The sequence below is a fragment of the Citrobacter sp. ABFQG genome (assembly GCF_004322975.1).
In the GTDB taxonomy this organism is placed as follows: Bacteria; Pseudomonadota; Gammaproteobacteria; order Enterobacterales; family Enterobacteriaceae; genus Citrobacter; species Citrobacter freundii.
In genome coordinates this window covers 4,480,503-4,497,582 of sequence record NZ_CP036435.1, presented here as the reverse complement: position 1 = coordinate 4,497,582, position 17,080 = coordinate 4,480,503, and the positions used below count along the sequence as shown (strand labels likewise).

The 17,080-nt window shown below is 52.6% G+C and carries 17 protein-coding genes; 2 read left to right on the top strand and 15 right to left on the bottom strand.

The genetic code is table 11. From position 1 onward, the window contains the following. Positions 1-44 precede the first annotated feature (44 nt). The 14 genes from emrB to WN16_RS21975 all read right to left on the bottom strand — a co-directional run bounded on the left by emrB (position 45) and on the right by WN16_RS21975 (position 14,212). Complete coding sequence (gene emrB, locus WN16_RS22050; protein WP_003037306.1) at positions 45-1,583, bottom strand: multidrug efflux MFS transporter permease subunit EmrB; 1,539 nt, start codon at positions 1,581-1,583, stop codon at positions 45-47. Positions 1,584-1,599: 16 nt separating this feature from the next. Next, entirely contained in the window at positions 1,600-2,772 is a 1,173-nt protein-coding gene (gene emrA, locus WN16_RS22045; RefSeq protein WP_003037303.1) for a multidrug efflux MFS transporter periplasmic adaptor subunit EmrA, read from the bottom strand. Between the two features lie 130 nt (positions 2,773-2,902). After that, the gene (gene emrR, locus WN16_RS22040) at positions 2,903-3,433 is read right to left on the bottom strand and encodes a multidrug efflux transporter EmrAB transcriptional repressor EmrR (protein WP_003037300.1); all 531 of its coding nucleotides are present in this window, start codon (positions 3,431-3,433) and stop codon (positions 2,903-2,905) included. A gap of 90 nt (positions 3,434-3,523) precedes the next feature. Further along, positions 3,524-3,859, bottom strand: a complete 336-nt coding sequence (ygaH, locus tag WN16_RS22035) for an L-valine transporter subunit YgaH (RefSeq protein WP_003037297.1) — start codon at positions 3,857-3,859, stop codon at positions 3,524-3,526. After that, a complete protein-coding gene (locus WN16_RS22030) occupies positions 3,849-4,586 on the bottom strand; it encodes an AzlC family ABC transporter permease (protein ID WP_016150871.1) in 738 nt (245 codons plus the stop codon). The genes ygaH and WN16_RS22030 overlap by 11 nt, the downstream gene beginning before the upstream one ends. Positions 4,587-4,708: 122 nt before the next feature. Beyond that, positions 4,709-5,893: an MFS transporter gene (locus WN16_RS22025; RefSeq protein WP_044699671.1), complete on the bottom strand. Its 1,185-nt coding sequence runs from the start codon at positions 5,891-5,893 to the stop codon at positions 4,709-4,711. Between the two features lie 190 nt (positions 5,894-6,083). Then, a complete protein-coding gene (proX, locus tag WN16_RS22020; protein ID WP_043017315.1) occupies positions 6,084-7,079 on the bottom strand; it encodes a glycine betaine/L-proline ABC transporter substrate-binding protein ProX in 996 nt (331 codons plus the stop codon). Between the two features lie 68 nt (positions 7,080-7,147). Continuing rightward, on the bottom strand, positions 7,148-8,212 hold the full coding sequence (proW, locus tag WN16_RS22015; RefSeq protein WP_003037285.1) for a glycine betaine/L-proline ABC transporter permease ProW: 1,065 nt from the start codon (positions 8,210-8,212) through the stop codon (positions 7,148-7,150). Continuing rightward, the gene (gene proV / locus WN16_RS22010) at positions 8,205-9,407 is read right to left on the bottom strand and encodes a glycine betaine/L-proline ABC transporter ATP-binding protein ProV (RefSeq protein ID WP_003037282.1); all 1,203 of its coding nucleotides are present in this window, start codon (positions 9,405-9,407) and stop codon (positions 8,205-8,207) included. Before proV ends, proW begins: the two co-directional genes overlap by 8 nt. Before the next feature lie 354 nt (positions 9,408-9,761). Beyond that, positions 9,762-10,721, bottom strand: coding sequence for a class 1b ribonucleoside-diphosphate reductase subunit beta (gene nrdF, locus WN16_RS22000; RefSeq protein ID WP_016150870.1), 960 nt, complete (start codon positions 10,719-10,721; stop codon positions 9,762-9,764). Positions 10,722-10,731: 10 nt separating this feature from the next. After that, positions 10,732-12,876 (bottom strand): class 1b ribonucleoside-diphosphate reductase subunit alpha, encoded by a 2,145-nt coding sequence (gene nrdE, locus WN16_RS21995; protein ID WP_044699668.1) that lies wholly within the window; start codon positions 12,874-12,876, stop codon positions 10,732-10,734. Continuing rightward, positions 12,849-13,259: a class Ib ribonucleoside-diphosphate reductase assembly flavoprotein NrdI gene (gene nrdI / locus WN16_RS21990; protein WP_003037273.1), complete on the bottom strand. Its 411-nt coding sequence runs from the start codon at positions 13,257-13,259 to the stop codon at positions 12,849-12,851. The genes nrdE and nrdI overlap by 28 nt, the downstream gene beginning before the upstream one ends. Then, positions 13,256-13,501: a glutaredoxin-like protein NrdH gene (nrdH, locus tag WN16_RS21985; RefSeq protein ID WP_003037270.1), complete on the bottom strand. Its 246-nt coding sequence runs from the start codon at positions 13,499-13,501 to the stop codon at positions 13,256-13,258. Before nrdH ends, nrdI begins: the two co-directional genes overlap by 4 nt. 279 nt (positions 13,502-13,780) lie before the next feature. After that, on the bottom strand, positions 13,781-14,212 hold the full coding sequence (locus WN16_RS21975; RefSeq protein WP_003037267.1) for a carboxymuconolactone decarboxylase family protein: 432 nt from the start codon (positions 14,210-14,212) through the stop codon (positions 13,781-13,783). Positions 14,213-14,302: 90 nt separating this feature from the next. On the opposite strand from WN16_RS21975, the gene WN16_RS21970 reads away from it, so the two are divergent. After that, positions 14,303-15,652 carry a PLP-dependent aminotransferase family protein gene (locus WN16_RS21970; RefSeq protein WP_103790841.1) on the top strand — a complete coding sequence of 450 codons (1,350 nt, stop codon included), beginning with the start codon at positions 14,303-14,305 and terminating at the stop codon, positions 15,650-15,652. A 222-nt stretch (positions 15,653-15,874) separates the two neighbouring features. Further along, positions 15,875-16,225, top strand: a complete 351-nt coding sequence (locus WN16_RS21965; RefSeq protein ID WP_044699663.1) for a DUF2002 family protein — start codon at positions 15,875-15,877, stop codon at positions 16,223-16,225. 36 nt (positions 16,226-16,261) lie between these two features. Here WN16_RS21965 and alaE read toward each other — a convergent pair whose 3' ends face one another. After that, positions 16,262-16,711, bottom strand: coding sequence for an L-alanine exporter AlaE (gene alaE, locus WN16_RS21960; protein WP_003037259.1), 450 nt, complete (start codon positions 16,709-16,711; stop codon positions 16,262-16,264). Positions 16,712-17,080: the final 369 nt, after the last annotated feature.

Genomic DNA, 17,080 nt, shown 5'->3' with positions numbered 1-17,080 from the left:
GGCCACAATAAAAAAGGGATCCGCAGATCCCTTTTATCAGATAGTTAGTGCGCTCCGCCGCCGCCGCCGCCCGCGCCGAAGGGCGGTTTAGCGAACCATACCAGACCAAGCAAAACCAGGAAGATCCCCGCCGACATCCAGAAGATTTCGTTGGCGGAAATAATCAGCCCCTGATTAGTGATCTGCTGGGCTATCCACCCTGACGCCTGCTGGTGCGTCATCCCTAAATCCTGCAGCTTGTCGTACATTGCCTGAGCATTTGGGTTGTAGGGGTTAACGGATTCCGTCAATTGCGCATGGTGTAGCGACTCACGGTTAGTCCACATCGTTGTTGTAATCGATGTTCCAATAGAGCCAGCCAGCGTTCGCGTAAAGTTAGACAAGCTCGATGCAGCCGCCAGACGCTCAGGCGGTAAACCGGACAGCGTAATGGTCGTCAGCGGCATAAAGAAGCAGGCTACTGCGAACCCCTGAATAAACTGCGGCCAGGCCGATGCGCCAAAGTCCATACCCGGCTCGAACGTCCACGCGCGCCAGTAGAAACAGACGGCGTACATAATAAAACTGAACGTCACCAGCCGACGCATATCCAGCTTGTGCGCAAAGCGGCCGATTATTGGCGACAGGATCACCGGAATAATCCCAACCGGTGCGGACGCCAGACCGGCCCAGGTTGCCGTATAGCCGTAAACCTCCTGCAATAGCTGCGGCAGCAGGACGATGGCGCCGAAGTAGAGCATATAGGCCAGGCTAATACACAGGCAGCCGATGGTAAAGTTGCGCGACTTAAACAGCGAGAGATCGACAATAGGGTGCTCGTCGGTAAGTTCCCAGACGATCAGGAAGCTGATAGCAACCACGGCGACCACCGTCAGGATGATAATCTCCTGCGAGGCGAACCAGTCCAGCTCTTTGCCGCGGTCGAGCATAATCTGCAAACTGCCGATACCGATGACCAGCAGTGCCAGACCAATGGCGTCAATGCGCCGCTGCTCGGTTTTGGTTTCCCGACCGCGCAGGGTTTGCAGGGTCATCAATACCACCGCAGCCCCGATTGGCACGTTGATAAAAAATATCCAGCCCCAGTGATAGTTGTCGCTGATATAGCCCCCAAGAATTGGGCCACATATCGGGGCAACAATCACCGTCATCGACCATAGCGCGAGGGCGATGGAACGCTTGGCGGGTGGATAGTTATTCAGCAACAGGCTCTGTGACAGCGGAATTAATGGACCGGCGACAATACCCTGGATTACGCGGAAGAAAATCAGCATGTTCAGGCTGGTGGACATCCCGCATGCCCATGACGCAATGACGAAGGCGATAGTTGACCACATAAAGAGTCTTACTTCGCCAAAGCGTTTTGCCAGCCAGCCGGTGATCGGAATAGAGATAGCGTTCGCTACCCCGAATGAGGTGATCACCCAGGTTCCCTGGCTCAATGAAGAGCCGAGGTTCCCGGCGATAGTGGGGATCGCCACGTTAGCAATGGTGGAGTCCAGCACCTGCATGAATGTCGCCAGGGACAGCGCGATCGTCATTATGACGAGTTGCGCGCCTTCCAGCGGTTTTTGCTGTTGCATCACACGCACCTTTGAATTAGCCCGCGTTGGCCCGCACGATCTCTTCGATCATCTTATTGACCGGAGCAAGGTCGATTTCACGTGCATTACTTTCTGATACCGGCGTGGTGCGGACCTGGCTTGCCAGAATTTGTCCGTCACGATTGGAGGTATCGACTGTAACCAGCGTAGACAAACCGATCCGCAAAGGATGCTGTGCCAGTTGCTGCGCATCCAGTTCGATACGCACCGGCAGACGCTGGACGACTTTGATCCAGTTACCGGTCGCGTTTTGTGCTGGCAGCAAGGAGAAGGCGCTGCCCGTTCCCATATCGAGGCCGACAACTTTACCGGTATATTTCACGTCATCGCCATAAATATCGCTGACAACCGTCGCGGGTTGACCAATACGAATGTGGGCGAGCTGTGTTTCTTTGAAGTTGGCATCCACCCACAGGTTGGTGGCCGGAACAACCGCCATTAACGGCGTGGTTGGGCTAATTTGCGCACCAGGCTGTACGGCGCGACGGGATACATAACCGGTCATTGGGCTGACAATTCTGGTACGTTCCAGCGCCAGCCAGGCATCGCGCACTTCGGTGGCGGCCTGTTGTACGGCGGGTTGATCTTCCAGCTTGCTGCCGAGAATCATTGCCTGGTTAGCATTATATTGTTGGATTGCGACATCAAGCTGAGCCTGAGCGCTGGCGACGGCATCACGCGCATGTTGCAGCTCTTCGCGGCCAATCAGGTTGGCGTTGCCCAGCGGGACTCGGCGATTAAAATCGCTTTGTGCCTGCGCCAGAGCTGTTTTCTGCACTTCAATGTTGGCCTGTAACTGCTTGCTGTTGATCATCAACTGGTGCGTCTGACGCACGCTGGAGGCCAGCGCAGTTTTGGCTTTTTCAAATGCCTGTTTGGCATCTGTCTGGTCGAGGGTGACCAGCACATCGCCTTGTTTTACAAAGTCAGTGTTATCAGCCCAGACTTTCGTCACGCTGCCTGATACCTGCGCCATGATTTGAACCTGGTTCCCTGCCACGTACGCATCGTCTGTATCTTCGTAATGACGCAGTACTAAAAACCAATAAATCCCATATGCCACGGCAATGATAATAAAGAGCAAGGTCAGAAGGAGAAGCAGACTTTTACGTTTGCCATTCTTCTTGACCGGTTGCTGCGGGGTTTGAGTCTCCGCATTTGCGCTCATGTTGTTCTCCACGATCTTCTTTTTATTCACATCGGCTGAGCCGACCTGTTTATCAGACAGGCCAGCAGTATGCGTGCTGGCCTGTCGGTTTTTTCATTTATAAATCTGGATTTCTGAGCGAGTCGACGCCTTAGCGCAGCGCTTCTAACACCGCGCCATCCTGCTCCATCTGATCAAGACGGGTCAGAAGTTTACGGGTAATTTGCTCAAGCTGATCTTTTTCGGTGGTGCTAAGAGACGACCAGAGCTGGTGCAGGCAATTATGCTGAGGCGGTAACACCTCTTGCAAAAATGCATGGCCTTTCTCGGTCAATTGCAGATGCAGACAGCGGCGATCGTTATCGCTTTCGCGACGTTCGATCCAGCCACGTTTTTCTAACTCATCCGCGATGCGGGTAGCGTTAGTACGTGACGAGCCAAGCGCACAACTCAGTTCAGAAGGCTGAATACTGTGGTTTTCCTGAGACTCCAGCGTAATCAACGCCATAAACAACGTCTCGTTAATCCCTTGAGCTTTCAGCATCTTATTGCGATTTTCCAGCAGCTTGCCCTGCATGTGCATGCATAGACGAGTCAGAAGCACTTCCTGATAAGGGAACTCTTCGTAGCGGCTGGCGCGAAATTTTAGCATTTGTTCAATGGGCGTAAACGAACTATCCATTTGGGTATAACCTCATTAATTTCAGCCGATATAGTAACGACAGTGACAAATAAAGTAAATGTATTATTAATTTAAAATGATTGTTTTTATCTATAAGACAACCAGCATTTTCCAGGCTAATCCATAGCCCAGAGCACTCAGTAACGTTGGAATGATGATGCTGCGGGTCTTATAGAAGCTTGCACCCAGTATGACAAACCCCACCAGAGTAGGCACGAACCGACGAGCGTCGTGCATCACTTCTGGCGCGGTAGACACCACCAGCAGGGCGCAAATTGATGTAATGCCAATAGTGTCGAGTAATATGCCCGTCGCGCCGCGCTTCGTCGGGCGAACATTGCCGACCCCAAGACGGAGCGGCAAATAGCGAAAACAGTAATTTACGCAGCCGACCAACAGGCCAAGTAGCAGAACTTCATAGCTCATCAGGACCTCCTTGCCAAAATGACTGGATGAGCGCCGTCAGGCATCCACAGACAATACCTGCAAGGATAGCGGCAGGGATGGAAAACAGCATGACGCCAGCCAGCGCCCCGGCCAGGGCCGCAGTCACGCAAAGCGCCTGTTTTCGTTGGAATGACGCGAGCAGGAAGCTCATAAACAGCGCCGGGAGCATGAAGCCCAGTGCCGCTTCAACCGCCGGGTAATCTTTGAGTAAACCACTGCCGGAAAACGCGCCGAGCACCGTACCAAACACCCAGGAGGCCCAGGAGCATAGCGCAATGCCGATCATCCAATTTTCACTCCAGCGCCGGTTATCCCGTACCAGTTTCGCCGTTGCAGCGGCAAAGACTTCATCGGTAAGGCCAAAAGCCCACAGCGCGCTTTTGGGTTTACTCAGTCGCTGGGCGATCCGACTACGCAGGGAAGGGCCGTACAAAACATGACGGACATCCATGGCCATGACGGTCAGCGCGGCGACCCACAGCGAACTGCCTGCGGCGAGCATGGTGGTAATGACAAACTGGCTGGCTCCCGCATAGATAATGCAGGAGAAAAAGATGCTTTCAACCGGCGTAAAGCCAAGGCGAGTGGCATTGAGACCAAATGCAAAAGCGACCGGAATATAGCTGATAACTATTGGCAGGCTGTCTTTGAATCCTTCCGTTAACGTTGCCGAACTGGATTCAGACTGGGGTACAGGGCTTTCCATAGGGTTATAGGTTTCATTACCGAAATTAATATAACTTGGTTCAATGAGTTATAACCTTAGCAGACTGATGGGCTCCTTAACACCCTGTGGAGCCCAATCAGCGGTAAACATGCGTTATACGCTTAATTTACGGCTTCCTGACGGTGAAAACCTCGCCACCAGACCAACAGGTTGAGTATGGCAACGGTCGTACCTGCCAGACAAACGCCAGCCCACCCGGCATGCTGCCAGGCAGAGGCTGAAATCAGCGAACCTGCCGCTCCGCCAATAAAATAGCTGGTCATGTATCCGGCGGTCAGGCGATTACGCGCGTCAGGATGAATGCGATAGATAACCGTCTGGTTGGTGATGTGCACTCCCTGAACGGTGAGGTCCAACACCAGAATACCGATAATCAGCATGGGGACTGAAGCATGCCCAAACCAAATAGCAAGCCAGGAGAGCAGTAGTAATAGCAGCCCCATAGTTGTGGTCAGGTGGGATTTACCTTTATCGGCAAAACCGCCCGCCGGACGTGCGCCTAACGCCCCTGCGGCACCCGCCAGACCGAACAGACCAATCATTCCTTCCGAATAGTTAAACGGCGGCGCGGCGAGCAAAAATGCCATCGAGGTCCACAGAATACTGAAATTGGCAAAAGTCAGGCAGCCCAGCATCGCGCGGGTACGCAGCAATTTATCGTTAATAAACAGGCTGAATACGGAGCCTAACAGCTGCGGATAGTTGAGATGGGTATCGGATTTCATCTTCGGCAGGCCGCGCCACAGTGCAACCGCCATCAGCGCCATTAATACTGATGCGACCCAAAATACAGTGCGCCAGCCGCCAAGATTCGCCAGTAATCCCGCCACGGTTCGCGCCAGTAGAATACCTAGCAACAGGCCGCTCATAATCGTGCCGACGACCTTACCGCGCTTGTCCGGTGTGGCAAGCGTTGCCGCCAGCGGAACCAAAATCTGTGCCACTACCGAGAACAGCCCGGTCAGGGCAGTACCGAGGATCAGCATACCCAGCGACTGGCTGCTGGCGGTGATCAGCATGCCACCAGCCGCTAACAGCGTCATGGTGACAATCAGCATCCGGCGTTCAAACATATCGCCGAGCGGCACTAAGAACAGCAGGCCAGCGGCATAGCCGAGCTGGGCCGCGGTGACGATAAACCCTGCGGTACTGGCAGAGAGCGAAAAGTTGCGTGCGATGGTGTCGAGCAGCGGCTGCGCATAATAGTTACTGGCGACGGCGAGGCCGGTGGCGATAGACATTAACAGGATTAGCGAAGGGCTAAGTCCCTGAGTTGTTTTCGTCATGGTTTTCAACTGAATAATGGATTGCAGAAAACAATCATAACGGAAGTGATTAAATGTTGCTGATTTGTTGAGTGATGGATTGTGCGATTGGAGGAGGGTGGATAGGCCGGATAAGGCGCATCGCGCCACCATCCGGCATTTATGCGGTTACAGGCCTGATGGCAATACGCTCATCAGGCCTGTGAGTGGGTTATTTCTGCGCGGCCAGCGCTTCGTTCACCCAGCCGTCAAACTGCTGCTGGTGGGCTTTGATCCAGCCGTCAACGTGACCCTGCACGTCGGCTTCAGACGCTTTCCCGTCGTGCATCATTGCGTTCTGCGCGTTGATATCCGCCAGCGGCAGCTTCATGATGGCAAACAGTTTCGCCGCAGCCGGGTTTTTCTCTGCCCAGGCTTTATTGGCGACAATATGCATCGTGTTCACCGGGAAGCCGTAGTTGGCGCCGTTTGGCAGCTTGGTATCAATATCTTTCTGCTCGCCTGGCAGGGAAGAGAACGGCACCTGCAGCCAGACCACATCTTTACCCGGCTTCATTACGTCGCTGACCCAGTACGGTGTCCAGGTGTAGTAAAGAATGGGTTTACCTTCTTTGAAGCGGGTAATGGTGTCAGCCATCATTGCTGCATAGTTACCGTGGCTGACTTCGACGGTTTTTTCCAAATCGAAAGCTTTGTTCTGGTGGTTGATTACTGCTTCACAACCCCAGCCTGGTGAACAGCCCATCATATCGGCTTTTCCGTCACCGTTGGTGTCAAAGATTTTGGCGATCTTCGGATCTTTTAACTGGGCGATATTGGTGATTTTGTACTGCTCAGCGGTTTTTTTGTCGATCAGATAACCCTGTGCGGCACCCGTAACGAATACCCCCTCGCGATAAAACTTTTTGTCTCCGCCCGCCGCGGCGTACATATCATCATGCAGCGGCTGCCAGTTCACGGCGGTAAAAGTTGCATCGCCAGAGGCAATGGAGGTATAGCCGACGTTGTAGTCAACTTCGCTGGTTTTGTTAACGGTGTAACCCAGTTTCTCCAGCGCACGAGCGACTAACTGCGTCTGGAAGGATTCTTCAGAGATAGTGCTCTGGATTGGCTGTACGGTGATGCCTTTGCCCGGCAGGTCGGCAGCGAAAGTGCTGGTGGAGACAAGGGTGGCAAACGCTGTGGCAATAATAATTTTCTGTCGCATCGTTGTTCCTTAATTATTGGAGGGACGTGTAGGCCCGGTAAGCAATGCGCCACCGGGCAACGGGTGAATTACTTCGTGAAAGGGCGAGTGATAAGCCCAACGGGACCAGTGGTGTACCAGCGACGGTTGCCACGGCTACGCGAATCGCGACCAACGGCCTGTGTCAGGCGATCCAGAATGATGGCGAGAATCACAATCCCAACTCCGCCGACGGTGGCAAGCCCCATATCCAGACGACCAATTCCGCGCAGAACCATCTGACCCAGCCCGCCCACGGCAATCATCGACGCGATGACGACCATTGAGAGCGCCAGCATCAGCGTCTGGTTAACCCCAGCCATAATGGTGGGCATTGCCAGCGGGAGCTGCACTTTAAACAGCATCTGACGCGGGCTGGCACCAAACGAACGCGAGGCTTCAATCAGATCGGCTGGCACCTGGTTAATCCCCAGAATAGTCAGACGTACGATTGGCGGCAGGGCGAAGATAATCGTCACCACTACGCCCGGGACATTACCAATACCGAACAACATGACAATCGGCACCAGATAGACAAACGCGGGTGTGGTTTGCATGGCGTCCAGCAGCGGGCGAACAATTTTTGCTGCCCGTGGACTGCGCGCCAACCAGATCCCCATCGGCAGACCGATCACCACGCAGAACAGCAACGCGGTCAACACCAGCGCCAAGGTTATCATGGCCTGCGACCACGCGCCGATGGCACCGATGGCAATCAAGGAAATCAGCGTAGCAACGCCCATCCCAACGCCGGAAATCTGCCAGGCAATCAGCGCGAACAGGATAATAGCCACCGGGGCTGGCATACCTAACAGCAGCTGCTGAAAACCGTTGAGAATGTAATCCACCGGGACACGAATGCCCTGGAAGACCGGACGGAAATGGGTAACGACCCAGTCGATCCCCTCTGTGACCCAGCTGTCCAGTGGGATCAGCGTTTTATGGAACGGATCCATAATATTGAAATGCTCTGGTGCCGGCGCGGGGGCGCTGGTCAGCCAGTCCGCGCCACCGCCGTCAGTGGGCGCACCGGATGGCGTGCTCCAGGCATCGGCAGTTTGTGCGGCGCTGTCGGCCGCTGGTGTGGTATCCCACGGATTAGTTTGATCAGCCATTGTTTACCCCCTCACGATCTAAAGCCTGTAACAGCATGCGTTTTGAAATGACGCCCACATACTGCTGTTCCTCATCAACAACCGGCACCGCGCACGGGGCCTGGCCGACATGAGAAAGCAACTCGCTGAGAGGAGTTTGTGCATCTACGGCTAACGGCTCATCGATCAATGCTGCTTCAATACCTTGCGCCTGACTTAACGCTGTTTTTAAGGAGTCGATTGAAACAACGCCAACGAATTTATTGCCGCGTTCGATCACGTAACCATATTCGCGATCTTTGTCCTGCAATAATTGCAGCGCCGAACGTGGACCCACCCCGGGCGTTTTACGAATTAAACCTTCGGGGCTACGGCGTGAAATATCTTTCGCACTGAAGACCTGGCTAATATCAACGCCACGGAAGAAGGTGCGTACATAATCATTGGCTGGATTATTCAGGATTTCATCCGGCGTGCCGACCTGGACCACTTCACCGTTTTGCATAATGGCAATTCTGTCGCCAATACGCATAGCTTCGTCGAGATCATGCGATATAAAGACCACGGTGCGCTGATGCTTCGCCTGTAGTTTTACCAGTTCATCCTGCATCTCAGTACGAATTAATGGATCGAGGGCTGAGAAGGCCTCATCCATTAATAAGATATCAGGGTTAATGGCTAATGCGCGGGCGAGGCCTACACGCTGGCGCATACCCCCGGAAAGTTCATCCGGGTATCCGTGAGCATAATTCTCCAGACCAACCTGACGTAGCGCATCTAATGCTTTTTCACGACGTTCATCCGCACCAACACCGGCTAATTCCATGCCGAATGCCGTATTGTCCAGCACCGTCATGTGCGGCATCAGGGCAAAGGACTGGAACACCATCGCAATCTTTTTTCTGCGCACCTCGCGAAGCTCAGCATCGGATATCCGGGCGATGTCTACGCCGTCAATCAATACCTGCCCGCGGGTGGGTTCAATCAGGCGATTGAGAAGGCGTACCATTGTGGATTTACCCGAACCGGATAATCCCATGATGACAAATATCTCGCCTTCTTCAATGGCCAGACTGGCGTTCTTAACGCCAAGCGATAGCCCCGTTTTATCCAGAATCTGCTCTTTTGAAAGTCCTTTTTCAATATATTTGAAGGCTCTCTGCGGATGCTCTCCAAATATCTTATAGAGATTTTTAACTTCTAATTTAATTGCCATGCAATAGAATGATTCCTGTTATTTGTTTATATCGATATATTACCTGATGGAAATAGTGACCTTTTTCTACCCTAACATACTGAGAATCTGAGACAACCCTGAATTTGGTTGTGGCATGAATATTGCCAAAGGTCAGGTGGCGGGACTTCCCGTGATATAAGGGCTGAGCGCGAATGTGAGCGGCTTAATATTTTTTGTAAATGGCAATGAAAAGTCGCCTGAATTGCTGGAATGCAGGCGAATAATGCGTCTGATATTGAGTGTAGATCACACAATTATATTTGCACGACAAAAGTGTGATCCTGTTAAAATATTTCCGCGAAAAATGTACGGTATTTCCCGTGAAAATGAGTGCTAGAAATTCCAGTCGTCATCTTCGGTTTCGACCGCTTTTCCCATCACATAGGATGAACCGGAACCCGAGAAGAAATCGTGGTTTTCGTCAGCGTTGGGCGACAGCGCGGCAAGGATTGCCGGGTTAACCTCCGCCATTTCAGGCGGAAATAGCGCCTCGTATCCCAAATTCATTAATGCCTTATTGGCGTTGTAACAAAGGAAGGCTTTGACGTCATCCACCCAGCCGGTCTCTGCATACAATTCTTCCGTATAACGCGCTTCGTTATCATACAATTCCATCAACAGGTCAAAGGCAAAATGCTTTAACTCTTCGCGTGCTGATTCGGAAATATGCTCCAGACCTTTTTGATATTTATAACCAATGTAATACCCATGAACCGCTTCATCACGAATGATCAGACGAATGAGATCGGCGGTATTGGTCAGTTTACCGCGACTGGAGAAATACATCGGTAACCAGAAGCCAGAATAGAACAGGAAGGATTCCAGAAACACGCTGGCTATTTTTTTCTTCAACGGTTCGTCGCTGGCGTAATGTGCCAAAACGATCTGCGCCTTGCGCTGGAGTGGGGTATTTTCTTCACTCCAGGCGTAAGCTGCATCCACATCTTTGGTCTGGCAAAGGGTGGAGAAAATAGAGCTATAGGAACGGGCGTGCACCGCCTCCATAAAGCTGATATTCGACAGCACCGCCTCTTCATGCGGCGTTAACGAATCAGTCATTAACGCTGGTGCTCCGGCAACATTCTGAATGGTGTCGAGCAGCGTCAGCCCGGTAAAAACGCGGATTGTTAGCTGCTGTTCGGCTGCGTTCAACGTTTGCCAGGCCGGAATGTCATTGGAGAGCGGGACCTTTTCCGGGAGCCAGAAGTTACTGGTCAGACGGTTCCATACCTCAAGATCTTTATCATCCTCAATCTTGTTCCAGTTGATGGCGCTCACGCGGGATAATGTCATTTTCTCCTCCTTACAGCGCGCATGACACGCAGCCTTCGATTTCGGTGCCTTCCAGCGCCAGCTGGCGTAGTCGGATGTAGTACAGGGATTTGATGCCCTTACGCCAGGCGTAAATCTGCGCTTTGTTGATATCGCGCGTGGTGGCGGTATCGGGGAAAAAGAGCGTCAGTGAAAGCCCTTGGTCGACATGCCGCGTTGCTTCAGCGTAAGTATCAATGATTTTTTGTGGACCGATCTCGTAGGCATCCTGATACAAGGCCAGATTCTCATTGGTCATAAACGGGGCAGGGTAGTAAACGCGCCCGGTTTTGCCCTCTTTGCGAATCTCCACTTTCGACACGATCGGGTGAATGCTTGACGTGGCATGGTTGATGTAGGAGATAGAACCGGTGGGCGGAACCGCCTGTAAATTCTGGTTGTAAATACCGTAGCGCATCACATCTTCACGCAGTTGCTCCCACATCTCGCGCGTCGGCAGCGTAATGCCGCTGACGGCAAACAATGTGCGGACCTTGTCGGTTTTTGGCTGCCAGTCGCCCTGCAGATACTGGTTAAAATACTCGCCGCTGGCGTAGCGTGACTGTTTGAATCCGGCAAAGGTTTGACCCCGCTCGCGAGCGATCTTCATTGACGTATTCAGCGCATGCCATGTGATGGTGTAGAAATAGAGATTGGTGAAATCCAGCCCTTCCGGCGAGCCGTAGGCGATCCCTTCCCGCGCCAGATACCCGTGCAGATTCATCTGCCCAAGACCAATCGCGTGCGACGCGCTGTTCCCGGCGTCGATCGAAGGCACGCTGCGGATATGGCTCATGTCCGAAACGGCGGTTAAGCCGCGAACCGCCGTTTCCACGGTGCGACCAAAATCGGGTGAATCCATGGTATGGGCAATGTTCAAGGAGCCGAGATTGCAGGAGATATCGTGCCCGATCTGCGCGTAATTGAGATTTTCATCGTAGGTGGAGGCACTGTTAACCTGCAAAATCTCCGAGCACAGGTTGCTCATATTGATCCGACCGGCAATCGGATTGGCGCGATTCACCGTATCTTCAAACATGATGTAAGGATAACCAGACTCAAACTGGATCTCGGCCAGCCGCTGGAAGAATTCGCGGGCGTTAATGTATTTTTTGCGCACGCGTTCGTCGGCCACCAGTTCGTCATACCGCTCACTCACGGCGATATCACCGAACGGTTTGCCGAAAATCCGTTCCACGTCATACGGTGAGAACAGCGCCATCCGGGCATTTTCTTTCGCTAGCCGGAAGGTGACGTCGGGGATCACCACGCCAAGCGAGAGCGTTTTGATACGGATTTTTTCGTCGGCGTTTTCACGTTTAGTATCGAGAAAACGTAAAATATCCGGATGGTGTGCGTGCAAATACACCGCGCCTGCGCCCTGACGTGCCCCGAGTTGATTCGCATAAGAAAACGCATCTTCCAGCATTTTCATTACCGGGATCACCCCAGAGGACTGGTTCTCAATGCGTTTAATGGGCGCACCTGCCTCGCGCAGGTTGGAGAGCAAAAATGCCACGCCGCCGCCGCGTTTGGAGAGCTGAAGTGCGGAGTTGACCGCCCGACCAATAGACTCCATGTTGTCTTCAATACGCAACAGGAAGCAGGAGACCAGCTCACCGCGTTGCTGTTTACCGCAGTTTAAAAAGGTTGGTGTGGCGGGCTGAAAGCGCCCGGAGAGCATTTCATCGGTCAGTTGCATCGCGAGTGCTTCATCGCCCTGCGCCAGCGTGAGCGCCACCATCGTTACCCGATCCTCAAAGTCTTCGAGATAGCGCTTACCGTCGAACGTTTTCAACGTATAGCTGGTGTAGAACTTCCATGCGCCGAGGAACGTCTGGAAACGGAATCCGCTGGCGTGGGCGTGGGCGAATAGCTTCAGCACGAACGCGCGATCGTAGCGGGCTAACACGCTGGCATCGTAATAGCCTTCATCCACCAACGTTTCCAGGTGCTCCTGCTGGCTGGCAAACGCCACCGAGTTGGGGCGGACGTGTGCGGCAAAGAAAGCCTCCACCGCCTGATGGTCTTTGTCGAACTGAATGCGCCCGGCTTTATCATACAGATTCAGCATGGCGTTCAGGGCGTGATAATCCAGCGTTGGCTGCATTACACGTTCTGCGGTTGTCGTTGCCAAAATTCGCTCACTCCTTTTCGAACGTTGTCGATATCGCTTTGGGTGCCCATCAGCTCAAAGCGATAGAGCCACGGCACGCCGCATTTTTGTGAGATGACATCACCCGCGCGACCGTAGGCGTCACCGAAATTACGATTGCCTGAGGCGATCACTCCACGGATTAACGCCCGGTTGTGCGTATCGTTTAAAAAGCGGATCACCTGTCTTGGGACCGCGCCAGCAGTGCCGCCGCCGCCGTAGGACGGCACGATTAATATGTAAGGTTCGTCTACCCGGATCGGCTCGCGTTCGTTAAGCGGAATGCGGATGGCAGGCAGCCCCAGACGCTGCATAAAGCGGTGCGTATTTTCGGAGCTGCTGGAGAAGTAGACGAGCTGACTCATGCGCTGGCCACACGGTGTTCCGGATGCAGACGGTTGATCATGTCCGGGCGAAACCCTGACCAACTGGTTTCACCCGCGACTACGACCGGTAACTGGCGAAACCCTTGATCGCGCAGGTTATCAGCCAAATCGGGCTGTAAATCGACGTTTACCATCTCAAAGTCAAAACCACGACTTTCCATTGCCCGTTTGGTGGCATGGCACTGAACACAGTTATTGCGAGTGTAAATAATAATACGCATGATTCGTATTTCCATTTAAAAATAAAAGATCGGCGCGATAGAGGGCGTCGGGTTGTGTGTGTCCTGATAGGAAAGATACTAGATGTAGTTTTAAAAATATTCAACCATACAAGATATGGGAATTTTAGATTGATGATGGGCTGGGTGATGGGCGTGGCAGGGGAAGTGATATGTTCCATCGCAGGTTGCCGGATGGCGCGCGTCGCGTCTAATCCGGCCTACAGGAAAGCACTTCCCAGGCCGGATAAGGCGTTTATGCCGCCATCCGGAAGCGCAGAATCACATGCGCATCCCCACCGCCAGGCGGTTAAAGCAGTTCATCAGGCTAATGGCGAATGTCAGGTCGCTAATCTCTTTCGCGCTGAAATGGTCGAGCAGCGGCAGATAAACGTCATCTTCGGCGTGACTAGTGGCAATTTGAGTGACCGATTCGGCCCACGCCAGCGCCGCACGTTCCTGCTCGCTGAAGTGGTGACTCACCCGCCAGCCTGCCAGCGCATCCAGTTTGGCCTGCGCAACTCCGGATTTGCGCAGTGCTTTACTGTGCATTTCCAGACAAAAGGCGCAGCCGTTGATTTGCGAGACCCGCAGGTAAATCAGTTCCGTCAGCGTAGGTTCCAGCGCGCAGTTCTCCAGCGCTTTGCTTGCCTGAACCAGAGCGTTATAGATTTCGGGGCTGAGTTCATAATAGGGCTGGCGTAACATGGTCATGGTATTTCTCCTCGTTTGGATGAGCCGCAATGTAGCACTATAATGGACTGCTACAGAGAGCCATATTGTTACCAAAAAAGCAGACCATAAATGCCGCGCTATCAGCAAATCGCCCGTCAGTTAAAAAACGCAATTGAGAAAGGTGAACTCAAGCCCGGTACCAGATTGCCCTCCAGTCGGACCTGGGCCCAGGAGCTGGGAGTATCACGCTCGACGGTGGAAAATGCCTATGCAGAGCTGGTGGCGCAGGGCTGGCTCGCGCGGCGTGGACAGGCAGGAACGTTTGTCAGTGAGCAACTGCAACCAGAAAGGGCGTCTGCATCTCCTGCCATCTTTGCCGGAGAAAATCCCAGACCGCAAACTTTTCAGATGGGATTACCCGCACTCGATCTTTTTCCGCGCGAAGTCTGGGCGCGGGTGATGGGACGGCGTTTGCGCACCCAAACGCGTTTTGATCTGGCGGTGGGCGATGTGTGTGGCGAGCGGGCGTTACGTCAGGCGATTGTGGATTACCTGCGGGTCTCACGCAGCATTGAATGCCAGCCAGAGCAGATTTTTATCACTTCAGGTTATGCGGCATCAATGACGTTAATCCTGCGCGCTCTGGCGCATCCCGGAGAGGGAATGTGGGTCGAAGATCCCGGCTTTCCGCTGATTCGGCCCGTGGTGGCTCAAGAACGCATTGAGTTGAAGCCGGTAGCGGTGGATGCCGATGGTCTGGATGTCAGCGCCGGGATTCGCGACTACCCGCAGGCGCGTTTTGTACTGCTCACTCCCGCACATCAAAGCCCACTGGGAGTAGCACTGTCTTTAGACCGTCGCCACCAGTTGCTGGAGTGGGCGACTCGTGCGCAGGCGTGGGTAATCGAAGATGACTATGACAGTGAATTTCGTTACCACGGTAAGCCGTTGCCGCCGCTAAAAAGTCTGGATGCGCCCCAGCGGGTGATTTATGCCGGAACGTTCAGCAAATCGATGTTTCCGGCTTTGCGTACGGCATGGCTGGTGGTGCCCCTGACCCAGGTTGAACACTTTCGCCAACAAGCGGCGCTAACGGCCTGTAGCGTCCCGGTTCTATGGCAGCAAACGCTGGCGGATTTTATGCGAGACGGCCACTTCTGGCGACACTTAAAACGTATGCGACAACATTATGCCGAACGACGACAATGGATGGAAAACGCCCTGACCGAACAAGGATTTAGCGTCATTCCTCAGGAAGGTGGGATTCAACTGGTGATGAGTGTGGACGGAGATGATGTTGCGCTGGTGCGTAAAGCGAATCAGGCCGGGTTAGCTGTTCAGGCGTTAAGCCGCTGGCGAATAACGTCAGAAGGAAAGGGGGGAATATTGCTGTCATTTACCAATATCAGCTCGGCGGAAATGGCGCAACCAACTGCGGATGGCGCTGACATAAATCTATACCCGTCATACTTCAAGTAGCATGTGCGTTGGCTGCGTTCGTTCACCCCAGTCACTTACTTTAGTAAGCTCCTGGGGATTCGCTCCCTTGCCGCCTTCCTGCAACTCGAATTATTTAGGGTATATAAGGTTCTTACGATATGCGTCCCACCATCGCCACCCGTTTATGGACTTTTCTGAAAGCGTTGCTAATGCTGAATCAGGTAAGGTAAGCCCGCAGTAAAAGATAACGAGGAAAATAATATGTATTTACGACCTGATGAGGTGGCGCGCGTACTTGAAAAAGTGGGCTTTACCGTTGATGTAGTGACGCAGAAAACGTACGGCTATCGTCGTGGCGAAAATTATGTGTACGTTAACCGTGAAGCACGCATGGGACGTACCGCATTAATTATCCATCCCACGCTAAAAGAGCGCAGCTCTTCGCTGGCAGAACCGGCGACGGATATTAAAACCTGCGATCATTATCAGCAATTCCCGCTGTATTTAGCCGGAGATACTCATGAGCATTATGGTATTCCGCATGGCTTTAGCTCGCGTATTGCGCTTGAGCGTTATCTGAGCGGGTTGTTTGGCGACGTTAATTCTAACTAATAACGCGACTGGCAGTGCCAGTCGCAAAGAAGCGTGTCAGGCTTTAGCCTGATGATAGCTGCTGACCTTAAACAAGCGGCGGCAATAATCAAGAAAGTAGCCATAGACAGCGCCCATCAGCATTGATACCACGATGTTCGAACTTACTGCAGCCGTAATCTGGTGCCAGTCCGCGCCAACCGTCAGCAGAATAATCACATACACCGGCGACTGGAAGGTGACATAAGCCAGCACATCCGCCAGATTTTTTGCCCATCCTGCCTGCGTGGCTTTACGCGCCGCGCGCATGAACAAATCACGGTACATGCCGTATGGCCACGCAATCAGTATGTTGACAGGGATAGCGACTAATCTGGAATACAGCGACTGTTCGAAGCTCATTCCAGAAAGGAATATTTCGATCAACATGTTCACGACAGAACAATAAACAACCATCGCGAACGTGTCTGCTACTGCATGACGCAAGCGTGACTGCGGAGAGAACATGTTAATGCTCCTTGTAAAAAGGGGGAAAAAGGTTTTGAATACCTTAACTACTAGTGATTTGTCTTGCTGCTTTCGCGTTTTAATAGGATATCTGCCTGGATAATAACTAGCAACTAGCTTAAAATTTTTATTTATTGTCTTTTTGTCGATAAAATGCTCTGTAATGGTTTGTTTTTTGTTCGTTTTGGTGTTTTCGTTGCTGTGTTAATTAAAATTCTTTTAGATCAAAGAGTTATTTTTGCTTGTTTTTCTGGATTTTTTGCGCTCCTTTTCTGAATGTTGACTGATGTGCAATATGTATACTCGTTGGTTCCACGCGATGCCGTGGCCTGTTTCTTAAGTGACGCACTGAGATACCTTGCAGGTATA